Source organism: Aeromonas sp. HMWF016, assembly GCF_963878195.1.
Classification (GTDB): Bacteria; Pseudomonadota; Gammaproteobacteria; order Enterobacterales; family Aeromonadaceae; genus Aeromonas; species Aeromonas lacus.
Window position 1 is genome coordinate 23,021 of record NZ_CAWNWX010000047.1, and the last position, 14,447, is coordinate 37,467.

The 14,447-nt window shown below is 60.2% G+C and carries 14 protein-coding genes and 1 pseudogene; 10 read left to right on the forward strand and 5 right to left on the reverse strand.

Features of this window, described 5'->3' with window-relative positions; translation table 11 throughout:
* A pseudogene (locus tag AACS24_RS21845) lies at window positions 1-254 on the reverse strand (hypothetical protein); the annotation flags it as partial.
* A 281-nt stretch (window positions 255-535) separates the two neighbouring features.
* Between AACS24_RS21845 and AACS24_RS06800 the strand changes: the two are divergent.
* Window positions 536-1,831 (forward strand): DEAD/DEAH box helicase, encoded by a 1,296-nt coding sequence (locus AACS24_RS06800; protein ID WP_108572800.1) that lies wholly within the window; start codon window positions 536-538, stop codon window positions 1,829-1,831.
* 90 nt (window positions 1,832-1,921) lie between these two features.
* Window positions 1,922-2,572, forward strand: a complete 651-nt coding sequence (locus AACS24_RS06805) for a DUF2913 family protein (RefSeq protein ID WP_108572802.1) — start codon at window positions 1,922-1,924, stop codon at window positions 2,570-2,572.
* A gap of 101 nt (window positions 2,573-2,673) precedes the next feature.
* Here AACS24_RS06805 and AACS24_RS06810 read toward each other — a convergent pair whose 3' ends face one another.
* From AACS24_RS06810 to AACS24_RS06820, 3 genes are read right to left on the reverse strand one after another with little or no spacing between them, the layout of a single operon-like run.
* Window positions 2,674-2,913: a FeoC-like transcriptional regulator gene (locus tag AACS24_RS06810; protein WP_041208478.1), complete on the reverse strand. Its 240-nt coding sequence runs from the start codon at window positions 2,911-2,913 to the stop codon at window positions 2,674-2,676.
* Window positions 2,910-5,180: a Fe(2+) transporter permease subunit FeoB gene (gene feoB, locus AACS24_RS06815; RefSeq protein WP_108572804.1), complete on the reverse strand. Its 2,271-nt coding sequence runs from the start codon at window positions 5,178-5,180 to the stop codon at window positions 2,910-2,912. Before feoB ends, AACS24_RS06810 begins: the two co-directional genes overlap by 4 nt.
* Before the next feature lie 55 nt (window positions 5,181-5,235).
* Window positions 5,236-5,463, reverse strand: a complete 228-nt coding sequence (locus AACS24_RS06820; RefSeq protein ID WP_033113699.1) for a FeoA family protein — start codon at window positions 5,461-5,463, stop codon at window positions 5,236-5,238.
* Window positions 5,464-5,582: 119 nt separating this feature from the next.
* Here AACS24_RS06820 and AACS24_RS06825 point away from each other — a divergent pair, with 119 nt between their 5' ends.
* The 7 genes from AACS24_RS06825 to AACS24_RS06855 all read left to right on the forward strand — a co-directional run bounded on the left by AACS24_RS06825 (window position 5,583) and on the right by AACS24_RS06855 (window position 11,041).
* The gene (locus tag AACS24_RS06825; RefSeq protein WP_108572806.1) at window positions 5,583-5,912 is read left to right on the forward strand and encodes a translation initiation factor; all 330 of its coding nucleotides are present in this window, start codon (window positions 5,583-5,585) and stop codon (window positions 5,910-5,912) included.
* Window positions 5,913-6,158: 246 nt separating this feature from the next.
* Window positions 6,159-6,716: a TMEM165/GDT1 family protein gene (locus AACS24_RS06830; protein WP_033113701.1), complete on the forward strand. Its 558-nt coding sequence runs from the start codon at window positions 6,159-6,161 to the stop codon at window positions 6,714-6,716.
* A gap of 165 nt (window positions 6,717-6,881) precedes the next feature.
* Complete coding sequence (locus tag AACS24_RS06835) at window positions 6,882-7,820, forward strand: DUF2157 domain-containing protein (RefSeq protein ID WP_108572808.1); 939 nt, start codon at window positions 6,882-6,884, stop codon at window positions 7,818-7,820.
* A complete protein-coding gene (locus tag AACS24_RS06840; protein ID WP_108572810.1) occupies window positions 7,813-8,817 on the forward strand; it encodes a DUF4401 domain-containing protein in 1,005 nt (334 codons plus the stop codon). Before AACS24_RS06835 ends, AACS24_RS06840 begins: the two co-directional genes overlap by 8 nt.
* On the forward strand, window positions 8,814-9,323 hold the full coding sequence (locus AACS24_RS06845; protein WP_108572812.1) for a GDYXXLXY domain-containing protein: 510 nt from the start codon (window positions 8,814-8,816) through the stop codon (window positions 9,321-9,323). Before AACS24_RS06840 ends, AACS24_RS06845 begins: the two co-directional genes overlap by 4 nt.
* Before the next feature lie 71 nt (window positions 9,324-9,394).
* Complete coding sequence (locus AACS24_RS06850; protein ID WP_108572813.1) at window positions 9,395-10,141, forward strand: substrate-binding periplasmic protein; 747 nt, start codon at window positions 9,395-9,397, stop codon at window positions 10,139-10,141.
* A 144-nt stretch (window positions 10,142-10,285) separates the two neighbouring features.
* Window positions 10,286-11,041, forward strand: a complete 756-nt coding sequence (locus AACS24_RS06855) for a substrate-binding periplasmic protein (RefSeq protein WP_108572815.1) — start codon at window positions 10,286-10,288, stop codon at window positions 11,039-11,041.
* A 71-nt stretch (window positions 11,042-11,112) separates the two neighbouring features.
* Here the strand turns inward: AACS24_RS06855 and AACS24_RS06860 are convergent, their stop codons facing one another.
* Window positions 11,113-12,468, reverse strand: a complete 1,356-nt coding sequence (locus AACS24_RS06860) for an 8-oxoguanine deaminase (RefSeq protein ID WP_108572817.1) — start codon at window positions 12,466-12,468, stop codon at window positions 11,113-11,115.
* Between the two features lie 1,293 nt (window positions 12,469-13,761).
* Here AACS24_RS06860 and AACS24_RS06865 point away from each other — a divergent pair.
* Window positions 13,762-14,447: hypothetical protein (locus tag AACS24_RS06865; RefSeq protein ID WP_146181469.1), on the forward strand; the 686-nt coding region annotated here is incomplete at its 3' end.

The window sequence follows — 14,447 nt, forward strand, 5'->3', positions numbered from 1 at the left end:
ACCGCCTCGGCCAGCCAGAGGGTGGAGTAGCCGTTGGAGGTGCCGAACTCCAGCACCGCCTGCGCCCCGCGCGTCTGCACCAGTACCGCCAGCAGCTCGCCGGTATCGCGGGTAATGTTGAGCATCTTGTCGGCACGCTCTGTCTGCGCCTGGTCGTGCTGCTCGCCAAACTGCTCCAGCGCCTGCTTCAGACGGTCAAGGGGGGTATTGGCCCTCGCCGCCTGCTGTGGCAAACCGCTCTCGCACCCGGTCATCGCCCTATCCTTTCATGACTATCAATAGCCACTATCCTTACGGCTGGCATTTTTGGAGTCAAATGGCGGCGGCCAAAACCTTGCGCCGGTTAAAAAAACCGATAAAAAACTCTGGCCAATTGAGGCAGAATTTGCTGCGTCTATCTGTTACACTTCGCGCCCGCCATTTTCAGGCTGCGCTGATGCTGTATCAGGGGCGGCCACCAGTGGCAATCCGCGACCGTTCGCCCATGCCGGCTTGTCAAGCCGAACACAATCCAGCTGGATCACAGGAAACCGATATGAGATTTGAAGCATTCGATTTTGCCCCCGAGATTTTGCGCGCCGTCTCGGAGTGCGGTTATCAGGAGATGACCCCTGTGCAGCAGCAGGCGATCCCGGCCATTCGCCGTGGCCGCGACGTGCTGGCCAGCGCCCAGACCGGCACCGGCAAAACCGCCGCATTCGCCCTGCCCATCCTGCAGCGTCTGGTCGATACCCCTGCCGCAGCAGCCCCCTCCAGCACTCGGGTGCTGATCCTCACCCCGACCCGCGAGCTGGCAGCCCAGATCGCCGACAACATCAAGGCGTTTGCCCGTTATCTGGATCTTGGCGTCATCACTCTGGTGGGTGGCGGCAAGCAGGATGTGCAGGCCAAGAAGCTCAAAGCGGGCGCTCACATCATCGTGGCCACTCCGGGCCGTCTGGTCGAACACCTCACCGCCTGCAACCTCAGCCTCTCCACCGTGGAGTGTCTGGTTCTGGATGAAGCGGATCGCATGCTCGACATGGGCTTTAGCGCCGATGTGCAGCAGATCCTGCAAGCAGCCAACAAGGGCCGCCAGAACCTGCTCTTCTCCGCCACCTTCTCCGAAGGGGTGAAGAAGCTCGCCAATGTGATGCTCGACAAGCCGCAAGTGGTGAGCGTCAACAAGCAGAACACCACCGCCGACACTGTGAGTCAGGTGGTCTATCCGGTCGAGCAGAAGCGCAAGCGCGAGCTGCTCTCCGAGCTCATCGGCAAGCAGAACTGGCAACAGGTGCTGGTCTTTGCCAGTACCCGCGAGAGCTGCGACGAGCTGGTCGAGGAACTGAACCTTGACGGCATCAAGTCGGCCGTGGTGCATGGCGACAAGGCTCAGGGCAGCCGTCGCCGCGCCCTGCGCGACTTTATAGAGGGCAAGGTTCGGGTGCTGGTCGCCACCGAAGTGGCCGCCCGCGGTCTGGATATCCCGGATCTGGAGTACGTGGTCAACTATGACCTCCCCTTCCTCGCCGAGGACTATGTCCACCGTATCGGCCGTACCGGTCGTGCCGGCAAGCGCGGTCAGGCCATCTCCTTCGTCAGCCGCGAGGAGGAGCGCACCCTGCTCGAGATCGAGAAGCTGATCGGCCAGAAGCTGCGCCGCATCATGGTGCCGGGATACGAGGTGAGCAGCCGCGAGATGCTGATCAAGCAGCTCGAAGAGCGTCGCCGCTTTGGCGGTCGTGCCCGTCGCGACGACAACGCCGCAGCCCAGTCGATGGCCGAAGCCAAACTGCAGGGGCAACGCCTCAAGCGTCTGGCCGCCGCCAAGAAGCCGCGCCAGCCCAAGTAAGCAGCCACTCGATGTACCGATAAGATGAAGGCGCCACCGGCGCCTTTCTCTTGCCCTGTGATGACGACTCGCCCCACCGGAGGAGGCACCATGACCCCATCAACCTACAATCAGGCCCTGCTCGAGATGGCCACCCAGAGTCTGGCCGAGCTGGCTCGCACCGGCGAACAGAAAGCCGGCAAGCGCACCCCGGCGCAGGAGAGCCACTTCCTCTGCACCTGGATGGCGGACTCCCTCAAGGAGAAGCGCTTCTCGCGGCTGGTGATGGAGGATCTCAAGGGGTGGGTACAACTGGGCCGCACGCTGGGAGCGGGCGCCGATCTCAAGGGGCTGCTGGAGCGCATCGTCAACCAGTACCAGAGTGCCATGGAGAATCCGCTGCAACTGGGGAGCAAGCTGGCCAACATGCTGGCAGAGCTGGAACAGGCGGGCTGGCTGGTACTGACCGAGAGCGAAGTGAACGCCAAGCTGCGCCTGCAATCGGGCGGTCAGGCCAGTCTGGTGATCAGCCACAGCGAATATGCAGGCCATATCGAGGGCGGCGAGCTTATCAAGCCCCTCACCCTCTATGTGCGTGGCGATGAGCAGCTGCTGGCCAGTGCGGCCTGCAAGCAGGGGCTGCTGCTGAGTCAGGGCAACAAGAAAACCACCCTCATCAAGCACCACAAGGCCTACCGGCTGATGCCGAGCAACGAACAGCCTGCCCTGGCGCTGCTGAGCGAGGCTCGCCAGAGCGCCTGATCCCGCTTGTTTGTGCCCCAAAAAAAACGGCAGACCCTGCTTGGATGCAAGGTCTGCCGTTTTTTATTGTTCAGTTTAACCTGATGATATTTGACTGTTGTTTAGCTTACCTTGATGCCAATCTGGCCCGGAGCACACCACTCGAACATCACCTCCTCGCTCTTGCCGCAGCAGCTGCCGCCACAGACCCGGCTTTCGCGCTTGATGACCCGCCCCTTGCGCATCCAGACGCCGAGCATGGCCTCCACCGCATCTTCCGAGGTGTGGAAGTGGCGAGCCAGCTCGCGCCGACTCACCTTCTGCTGCGCGGCGAGGTAATCCCCCAGCTCGCGCAGGATCATAATGTCACCACCTTGCGGGCCACTATGTCACCGTGACGGCGACCGGCCCACCAGAGCAGTACCAGAGAGAGGCCGTAACTCGCTACCCAGAACAGGCTCTGTTCGGGGTGAGCGGCAAAGGTCGCCAGCTGATAGAAGACGGTGGCGCACATAAAGGCCATGTAGTTGCACCAAGCGGCGGTAAAGAGCGCCCACTGGCGGCCGGTTTCCCGCACCAGGGCACCCATGGCTGCGGCGCAGGGCATGTAGAGCAGCACGAACAAGAGGTAAGCAAAGGCACCGGCCGCACCGTCGAAGTGGGTCTGCATGTTGCCGTAGGTGGAGACATCTACCTCCTGCTCCTCGGCTGCAGCCTTCTGGTCGTCGAGATTGCCAACCGCAAGGCCCATGGGGTCGGTCGGGTTGATCTCGGCCAGATTGGTCGCTACGGCATCCACCGCTTCGTGGAAGCTGGCCACCAGCGAGAATTCGCCCTTCTCTTCCTCTGCGCCACCGCCGGCGTAGAGGCTGTTGAGGGTACCGACTACCGCCTCTTTGGCGAAGATGCCGGTGACGATGCCGACCGTGGCCTGCCAGTTGTCATCGCGCACGCCGATAGGGTGCAGCACGGGGGTCACGGCTTGGCTGATTTTGCTCAGTACCGAGCTCTCCTGATCCTGATGGCCGAAGCTGCCATCGGTCCCCAGCGAATTGAGCACGCTCAGCACGGCAACCACCAGAACGATGGTTTTACCGGCGCCAAAGACGAAGGACTTGAGCTTCTGCCAAGTCTTGATGCCGACGTTGATCGGACGCGGCCACTCGTAGTCCGGCATCTCCATCAGCATGGAGTCGCTCTTGCCCGGCAGCAGGGTGCTGCGCAGCAACAGTCCGGTGAGCACAGCCACCACAATGCCGATGAGGTAGAGACCGAACACCAGGTTCTGGCCTGATTCCGGGAAGAAGGCCACCGCAAACAGGGCGTAAACCGGCAGACGGGCACCGCACGACATGAAGGGGGCCATGGCGGAGGTCATCAACCGCTCCCGCTCGGAGTTGAGGGTGCGGGTCGCCATCACCGAAGGAACTGTGCAGCCAAAGCCCATCAGCATGGGGACGAACGCCTTGCCCGGCAGGCCGAGACGGCGCATCAGGGCATCCACCACGAAGGCGGCGCGGGCCAGATAGCCGGAGCTCTCCAGCACCGCGAGGAAGAGATAGAGACAGCCAATCACCGGAATAAAGGTGGCGACGGTCTGCAAACCGACCCCGAAGCCATCGGCCAGAATGGCACCCATCCAGTCGGGAGCGTTGACCAGCCCCAGCAGGTGGTGAACCCCATCGACAAACAGGGCACCGCCCATGATGTCGAAGAAGTCGATAAAGGCGCTGCCCACCTTGATGGCGAACATGAACATCAGGTACATGACGAACAGGAAGAAGGGGATGCCGATCCAGCGGTTGAGCAGTACCCGGTCGAGCTTCTCGCTCTGGGCCACGGTGAGTTTGCCCTTCTGCTGGCACGCCTGGCTGGCCCACAGATGGATGTGGCCATAGCGGATGTCCGCCAGCTGCAGATCGATATCCTGCCCCTGATGGGCACGGGTCACCACATTGGTCGCGGCAGCCTGCTGACCGGGCAGCAGGGTCTCCTGCATCGCGGCATCCTCCTCCAGCAGACGCAGGGCGCGGCCACGGGTAGTGAGGTGGTGCGGGGCGAGCAGGGTCTCAAGCTCTGCCAGATCTTTTTCAAGATCAGTGCCGTAATCGAGCATCAGTGCCTGCTGGGACTTGCCGATAAAGCCGTGGATCTGGCTCTTGAAGGCGGCAACCTGCTGGCGATTGTGGGCCGAGAGGGCCACCACGGGACAGCCTAGAGCCTGACTGAGCAACCCTTCATTGATGGTGACGCGGCGCTTTTTCAGGATATCCATCTTGTTGAGCACGACGACCATCGGCAGCCCCAGCTCGCGCAGTTGCAGCGTGAGGTAAAGGGAGCGCTCCAGATTGGCGGCGTCGATGACGTTGAGCAGCAGGTCGGGCTGATGGCCCTGCACATAACGGCTGGCGATCTGCTCATCAAGGCTCGCCTCCTGATTGGCGAGGCTGTAGATGCCGGGCAAATCCATCAGCTTGTAATCGTGACCATCGGCGGAAAATTCGCCCATCTTCTTGTCGACGGTGACCCCGCTCCAGTTGCCGACCTGCTGGCGGGCGCCGGTCAGGGCATTGAACAGGGAGGTCTTGCCGCTATTGGGGTTGCCGACCGTAACCAGTGAATAATTCATACCAGCGCTACCTCTATTTTCTTCTGAACCGGGCTCTTGCGGGTGGACAAGCAACTCATACCGGTTCGACCTCAATTTGCTGGGCCAGACTCTTTTGCATGGAGAGACAGATCCCCTGACACTGGATCTGGAGCGGATCCCCCAGCGGGGCGGACCGCAGATAGATGACTTCAGTCTGTGGCAACAAGCCCATCACCATCAGCTTGCGACGCAACGGCCGGGACAACTGATTCATATTCTTGATGCGAGCACTCTGTCCAGGTGACAACTGCGTGAGTACCATGACTGACTCCTGAAGTTAAACAATAATAATTCGCTTTTACTTGGGGCATTATAATCTGTGTCTTCAACTTTTATTTGAGTAAAATCAAACTCCGCTTAGCTAACCCGTAAAGTAACCTCATGAGTCACGACAGCAACAGCCGCCTTGTTTACAGCACAGATGGCGGTCAAATCAAGGAGCAGAGCGCTCCGCAATCTGCCTCCCCCTTCCCCACCGACGGCGTGGTGCGCATGCGCCGCGAGACCAAGGGGCGCAAGGGCGCCGGGGTCATCACCATCCACGGCGTACCCGCCGAACAGCAAAAGGCAATCGCCACTTTGCTCAAGAAAAAGTGCGGCACCGGTGGCGGGCTCAAGGAGGGTGTTATCGAGATCCAGGGGGACAAACGGGAGCTGATCAAGGCCGAGCTGGAGAAGGCCGGTTTCAGCGTCAAGCTGGTGGGTGGCTGATCCCCTTGTCACCCATGCGGTTTTTCCCTAGAATGCCCGCTCCCATCGAGGGGGAGTAGTCTCGCATACCGGATCCGCACCGGTCTGCGACCCTGATCAACATACTTGGTGCCAACTCACCATGGTCAGGGTGATCCAGTTTATCCATGGATTTGACAAGACCTTTGACGGGCCAGCGCTAATACCGGGGACGGATGGCGCCGGCTTGTCTTTGGTTTATAACAATTCCGTCCCCCGGTCATATCTATGGAAGCCTTGTTAACTTCAACCCTCAGCGTTGCGATTGCCGAGATCGGCGATAAAACCCAGCTGTTGGCACTGTTGCTCATCTGCCGTTTTCGCAAACCCTGGCCCATCATCGCCGGCATGCTGGCCGCGACCCTGCTCAACCATGCGGGTGCAGCCTGGATTGGCGAGTTTATCAGTCGCTGGCTCGACCCCAAGGTGATGACCTATCTGGTCGCGGCCGCCTTTATCGCCATGGCGATCTGGATCCTGGTGCCGGACAAGATGGATGACGAGGAGAGCTCCCTCGACAAGTACGGCCCCTTTATGGCCACCTTCGTGCTCTTCTTTATTGCCGAGATTGGCGACAAGACCCAGATTGCCACCGTGCTGCTGGCCGCCAAATATGACTCCCTGATTCAGGTGGTAACCGGTACCACCCTCGGCATGATGCTGGCCAACGTCCCTGTGGTGCTGATCGGCAAGCTGGGGGCGGACAAGCTGCCGCTCAAGGCGATCCGCATCGCCTGTGCCCTGCTCTTTGTCGGGCTCGGGGTCAGCACCCTTATCTTCGTCTAGCGGCACTCTGGCCACCGGTTCTACACAAGCCCTCTTCGGAGGGCTTTTTACGTTCCGGCTCCCGCATCCATCACTCCGGCACCAGTCGTTGTCGCAGCCGCAAGCAGCCACTGCACGGGAGTGGGGTTGCCATGTCATAATGGGGCAAACCTCGTGGAGCACCCCATGCACAACGTATCAAGAGAGACGCTACTCGAATGGGTGAAACAGGGACGACTGGCGCCAGAGAAGCTGTCCGCCGCCCTCACCCTTGCCGATCTGCCCCCTGCTCACGCCCGCTGGCAGTGGCTGTTCGATCGCCTGCTGCTCTGGCTCGGTGCCCTCTGCATCGGGGCTGGCCTTATCTTCTTCGTCGCCTTCAACTGGCAAGCGCTGGGACGACTGCCCCGCCTCGCCCTGCTGGAAGCGCCGCTGCTCGCCATGCTGCTTCTGCTGTGGCGCAAACCGCTTGGCGATACGCCGCGTCAGGCGCTGCTCTTTGCCGTGGCCCTCAATATCGGCGCTTTGCTGGCGCTGGTCGGGCAGACCTACCAGACCGGCGCCGATCCCTGGCAGCTGTTCGCCACCTGGGCGCTGATGCTGGTGCCGCTGGCCGCCCTTGGCCAGAGTCCTCTGCTCTGGACCCTGGGCTGGCTGCTCGGTCAGCTGGCGCTGGTGCTCTACTGGCGGCTCGGCTTCTTCAGCTTCTTCTTCGCCTTTGACGAAGAGGGGCTGGGCTGGTGCCTGACCCTGCTCAACGCCGCCCTCTGGGGCTTGCTGCTACTCGCCCCCGCCCGCTGGCGCCTGATGCCCGGCTGGCTGGCGGGGCTGGCCGCCGGGCTTGGCGCCACCCTGCTCGCCCTGCTGGCGCTCTTCGATGTAGCTTCCCCGCTGGTGTGGCCGCTCTGGCTGGGCTGGCTCTCTGCCGCCTACACGCTCTGGCATCACAGATTTATCGCCGGGCTCGCCATGGGGTGCCTGAGCCTGATTGCCGTCATCCTCGCTGCCCTTGGCAAGTGGATGAAGCCGGATGTGGACGGTTTCCTGCTGCTCAGCCTCATCGCCATCGGCCTCTCGGTCGCCGCCAGCCGCTGGCTGCAACAACAACGGAGGTCCCATGAGTGATCTAACGCTCTGGCAAACCCTGCAACAGGCCAATCTGGTGGAAGGGGAGATGCCCCGCAACAACCAGCCGCACTGGTCGAGCCGCTTTCTGCTCGGGCTGGTGGGGTGGAGCGCCGCCCTGTTCCTGCTCTTCTTTCTCTTTATGACCTTCGAGCAGCTGACCCGCGAGGCCAACAGCGCCCTGCTGCTGGGCGCCGTGCTGCTCGGGGTGGCTTACGCCATCAACCGCAGCCAGAGCGGCGATCTCTGGGATCAGTTCGTGCTGGCGCTCGCGCTGGCGGCCGATGCCTGGCTGCTCTACGGCCTGCTGGATCAGGCCGACAGCCACCAGAGCCTGCTTTGGTTCGGCCTCTGCCTGCTGTCGCTCGCCATCGCGGTGCTGTTCGACCACTGGCTGGTGCGGCTGTTTCACAGCGTGGCGGCGGCTCTGCTGCTGACCCTCGCCCTTGCCTGCCTAGGGTTGCAACTGCTGGCCCTGCCGCTGGTGATGGCAGCCATCACCTTCTGCTGGCTGCGCGCCGATCACGACCCCGCCCGTCACCAGCTCTACCACGCCATCACCCTGGGGCTCGCCCTATCCCTGCTGGTACTGGGTCGCCTGCACCAACCGCTGTGGGAAGGTGGCAGCAGCGTGCTCGACGAGCTGGGGCTGTCGCGCCTGCCGCTTTGGCTCAATCCGCTACTTTGCGCCGCCCTGCTGCTGGCAGTGATGGTGAAACTGAAGCTGCCGCTCTGGTACGGGTTGCCGCTGGTGCTGATCAGCGCCGTCATTCCGGGGATCGGGGCAGGCGCGCTGGTGCTGCTCCTCGGCTTCTATGCCGGCAGCCTTGGCCTGATGACCCTCGCCGCCCTGCTGCTGGTGGGTTATGGCGCCCTCTACTACTACGATCTCGGGCTCACCCTGATGACCAAATCCTGGCTGCTACTGGGCTCGGGCGCCCTGTTGCTGGCCGCCCGCCAGCTGCTTAAAACCTGCTCGGCAAGGAGCGCATCATGAGACCCGTGACCCGACAACTCGGTCTGTTGCTGACAGGCCTTGCCATTCTGGTGGGCATCAACCTCACCGTCTGGCGTTTCGAGCGCGCCATGAGCAGCGGCGAGGTAGTGCTGCTAAGGCTAGCCCCGGTCGATCCTCGCTCCCTGATGCAGGGAGATTACATGCGGCTCAACTACGAGATCGCCCGCGAGCTGGCCAGCAGCGATGGCCGTGACAAGCAGAGCGACACCCTGGTGATCCGCCTCGATGCTCATCAGGTGGCAAGCTGGGTTGCCGATGGCAAGCCGGATCAGCTGGCCAGCGATGAGCGGCTATTGCAGGTACACCGCAGCGATCGCCAGTGGCTGATTGGCCCCGACGCTTTCTTCTTCGAAGAGGGGGATGGCGAGGCATTGAGCCGTGCCCGTTACGGCGAGTTTCGCCTGCAGCCTGATGGCAAGACGTTACTGGTGGGGCTGCGCGATGAGGCTTATCAGCCGATTGGGAGAAGCCGGTCACGTTGGTAACGGGGCAAAGTGGCTATTTGAGCGGTTCATGGTCACACTCAAAGCACGGTTGACTGCTGAGGATGTTCCCCATGAGGATGTGGCTCACCTGCTTGCTGCTATTGCTCCCCTGGGCCTCGATGGCCCGGGCCGATCTGGGCAAACTCGAATACTTCACCGAAGAGTATCCCCCCTACAACTTCAGCGATGAGCAGGGCCAGCCCACCGGCCTTGCGGTTGAACTGCTGCAGATGGTGTGGAAGAACAGCGGGGTGACCCCCCAGCCAATTCGCATCCTGCCGTGGGCCCGCGGCTACTACCTGCTGACCCAGAAACCCAACGTGGTGCTATTCTCCACCGCCCGTACCCAGGCGCGGGAAGATCTCTTCAAGTGGGTCTGCCCCATCGGCTACTCGGAGTACATCCTGCTGGGGCGCAAGGCGCAAAACATCACCCTCACCTCCGTCGATGAGATGAGCAAGTACCGGATAAGCGCGGTACGCTCCGATGCCGCCGAGCAGTTGCTGCTCAACAACGGCATGGATGACAACAACATCATCCCCGCCAACCGCCTCAATCAGGCGGTCAAGATGCTCACCTCCGGCCGCGCCGACCTGCTCGCCACCAGCAAGCTGGCCGGTTATGACGCCCTGCGTGAGATGAAGCTCAACAGCGACGACTTCAACGTCGCCATGGTGCTGAGCGCCGAGCAGCTCTGCTACGCCTTCAGCCGTCAGGTGGATGACAAGGAGATCAAGCTGTTCCAGAGCGGCCTTACCCGCGCCCTCGCCTCGCAGGAGTTTTTGAAGCTGCAGGCAAAATACCTGCCCATTCGCTGACGAGCTGGGGGAGAGTAAGAAACAGACGAGGGATGCCAACGGCATCCCTCGCTATTATTGAAGAACCTGACCGCTCAACCTTGGCGAAACCGGTCGGCTTGGTCACAATTGAGCATAGATATTCCCTTGAGCAGGATGGAAAAAATGAAACCATGGATTGGATTGGCCGCACTGCTTGTTAGTTCCTTCGCCCACGCAAGCCCCGAGCTGGCCAAGCTTCACTACCTGACCGAAGATTACAAACCCTATAACTACGCCGACGAAGCGGGCAAACCGACCGGCTTTGCGGTCGAGCTGCTCAAGCTGATATGGCAGAAGACCAACACCCCGGAGCAGCCCGTCACCATCATGCCCTGGGCCCGTGGCTACTACCTGCTGACCCAAAAACCCAACGCGGTACTCTTCTCCACCGCCCGCACCCAGGCGCGCGACCCCCTGTTCAAGTGGGCCTGCCCCATCGGTTACGCCGAAATCGTGCTGGTCGGGTTGGCCGAGCACAAGATCAACATCACCAAGCTCGACGATGCCAAGGCGTTCAATATCGGGGCGGTGAGGGCCGATGTGGGCGAGCAGCTGCTGCTCAACAACGGCTTTGACGAGACCAAGATCATCGCCGCCAACCGCCTCTCCCAGGCGCTCAAGATGCTCACCTCCGGCCGGGTGGATATGGTTTCCACCAACAAGACCACCATGGAGCAGCAGATCCTTGAGCAACAGCTCGACCCCGCCAAGTTCAAGGAGCAGTGGCAGCTGAGTTCCGAGCAGTTCTGCTACGCCTTCAGCCATCCGGTGAGTGACGATCTGGTCAAGGAGTTCCAGAACGGCTTGACCCAGGTGCTGGCAGGCAGCGAATACCCGCTGCTGCACAACAAATACTTCCCCGCTCCCGCCGCCAAATAGCGGCGCAGCGCCAAACACCAACAACAAGGGGCCCACCGCGAGCCCCTTCTCTTTTTGCCGTTTGCTCTCCCCTAGCCGCGCACCAGCGCCGCGGCCGCCACCTTGTGACGGGCGATGAGCCCCTCGATATCCAGCCCCTCGATGGCGCCATCCACCACCCGCCACTTGCCGCCCACCATCACCCGATCGGCCCGCTCGGCGCCGCACAATATCAGCGCCGCGATGGGGTCGTGACTGCCGCTAAAGCGCAGATCATCGAGCTTGAACAGCGCCAGATCCGCCTGCTTGCCGGGCAGCAGCTCACCGAGATCGCCGCGCCCGAGCAGCCGGGCCGAGCCTACGGTCGCCCACTCCAGCACCTTGCGCGGGGTGATGCGCTCGGCGCCGTAGCGCAACCGCTGCAGATAGAGCGCCTGACGGGCTTCTTGCATCAGGTTCGAGGCATCGTTGGAGGCCGAGCCATCCACCCCGAGTCCCACCGGCGCACCTGCCGCCTCCAGATCCAGGGTCGGGCAGATGCCGGAGGCGAGCCGCATATTGGAGACCGGACAGTGGCACACCCCGGTGCCCGCGGCCCCCAGCCGCGCAATCTCGCCCGGATTAAAATGAATGCCGTGAGCCAGCCAGGTGCGATCGCCAAGCCAGCCCACCTTCTCCAGATAATCGACGGTGCGCAGGCCAAAGCGTGCAAGGCAGAACGCCTCCTCATCCAGCGTCTCCGCCAGATGGGTGTGCAGCCGCACATCGAGCTCGGCCGCGAGTCTGGCGCTCTCCACCATGATCTCCTCGGTCACCGAGAAGGGGGAGCATGGGGCCAGCGCAATCTGGATCTGCGCCCCGGCGCCGCGCTCGTGGTACTGGCGCACCAGCCGCAAGCTGTCATCGAGGATCTGTTGCTGCCCCTGCACCGTGTGGCGCGGCGGCAAGCCCCCCTCATCTTCGCCAAGGCTCATGGAGCCACGGGTCAGCATGGCGCGCATCCCCAGCTCACGCACCGCCGCCACCTGAATATCGATGGACTCCTCCATCCCGCGCGGGAAGAGGTAGTGGTGATCGGCCGCCGTGGTGCAGCCCGAGAGCAGCAGCTCCGCCATCGCCACCTTGCTCGCCAGCGCCAGCGCATCCGGCGTCAATCTGGCCCAGACCGGATAGAGGGTCTTGAGCCAGGGAAAGAGCGGCTGATTGACCACCGGCCCCCAGGCACGGGTCAGGGTCTGGTAGAAGTGGTGGTGGGTATTGATAAGGCCCGGCAGCACCACATGGTCGCGGGCATCGAACAGCTGATCACACGGCCGGGCAGGCTGCTGGCCCGCCGCCAGCACTTCGCTTATCAGGCCGTTTTCAATCACCAGCCCGCCGCGGCCATCGACCGTTTCGTGGGTAAAGGTGGCAAGGGGGTTTTTAATCCAGATACGGGTAGCGGACATGGCCGACTCCTCCATCAGTGACACATAGGGGTGAGCCAGCTCAGTTATACCCTGTCTGCTGATCCAGAGGCGGCGGCCAGCGACCGCGGCCAACCCAGTCTAGGCATACGGCGCAAAAAGTCTGTGATCGCCGTTTTGAATCAAGGTGATAGCGACGGATTACCCAAGGCGACCAACCGCACAAGGTTCACCCTGCAATTAATCAATCAGTAATTAACAAAAGCTTGTGCCAGCGCAAAAAAACCTCTGGTTTCTGATAGTTGCGTGATGGCCGCCATAGTTAAGCGCTCAATGAATCCGTAAGATATTTGGTGGCGCCTGTTGGCCCCTTTTCCCAAACCAAGGTCAACGGCGCAATGTGGCAGCGACAGTCAGGGGCGGTAGCGTCTTTGGCGGAGACCAGCCGGTCTCCCGCCCCTGCGCCAGGGTAAACGTCCCCTCTCCCCTTGCGGGAGAGCGGTAGGGTGCAATAAGCGCAGCGCATTGCACCAAGGTAACCGTTCCCCTCCCCATACGGGTGAGAATTGGGATCAATTGGTAGGGTCGATTAGCGCAGCGTAATCGTCCGCGGTCACCGTCCCCTCTCCCCTTGCGGGAGAGGGCTAGGGTGAGGGGTCGCTAGCCTGATGGGCATGGCTTCGCCATGCAGGACACGAGGACTCCGTCCTCGACTAGGTTTCGCCGCCGCTGCGCGGCTTGGCGAGTGACTTTTCTTTGCGTGGCCAAAGAAAAGTCACCAATCGAGCAGCCACCCCCACTTGTTCGCCCTCCTGTGTCGGGTTCCCTCGGTTCAGGCAAAAGGTCTGGCGGATCGACGCAGACGGTACATCCCTGTACCGCCTGCGTCTGCGCCGTCGTCCATGACGGCGCTCCTGACCTTGTGCCCTCACCTCGGCGAACAACAGGGGGCAACACCCAGCCCGCAGCGCCGAGGCCGGTAAACAGACGTAGGGTGCACCAAGCGCAGCGCATTGCACCGCAGTAACACTCCCCAGCCTATTCGGGGCAAAGATCGGGCGGGTTGTTAGCTCACAGCCAACCCCTCGCCCACCCCATGAAGAGAGCAGATTGTCGCACCTATGCAACAGACATCATCGACATGGTTGCATAGGTGAAAAAATCATGGCGGGTACAACGGCAAGCGGCACAGGTATCTATCGGGAAAGGTCTTACATAGAATGTCCGATAGTGAATGCATTACAGTTATAACCACCTTATTTCTCGAACGCGCTATTGAATATCAATTATCTAACTAACGTCCTCAAACAAGGAAGTTAATTTTCAGGAATAGACATGAATAAAACTCGAAGTAGAAAGCGAAAAGACAGTTCTGTATTAACTAAAATTCTTAAATCAGGACGTAATAGCCACATTGTAGCACAACAAATATTCGAGACATTAACACCTAAAGAAATATATCAAAATTTCAGAGAGATTAGCCAGAGCCATCATTTTTCAAATGCAATTGCCTTGACATGCAACAAACCAATAAATGAAATGTACGTAAGAAAGTCACCAAGGGCAGATGCAAGTCAAAACTTAGCTTGGTGTATAGCATTAATTGAACACCACTCAACAAAAATAAAGTTTTTTTTATCAAAGAGAAAGATAATATCAGAAAAAATACTTTCAGGGGACATTGATGAAGCCATACAATTAGTTAATGAAATAGACAAGCTCTGTGGATTATCTATTTGGTCTATTATAACGCAATCATCATTAAACAATTTGAAAGAACAACCAGAGCAAACAAATCTCTCTGATAAGTTTGGGCTGCTAGATAATAATCAATTTTTAAAGTATGTGTTATTTTACGTAAATGGTTATTTTAATGATGATGAGATATATCTCACATCAAAAAACACCCATAAAAGCGATATAAAAAGGTCTGCACACCCATCGGTGAAAGATTTTTATATATATCGTTTCTTTGATTTGGACATGAATGAACATGTTAATTTTGACGTTATATATGATGT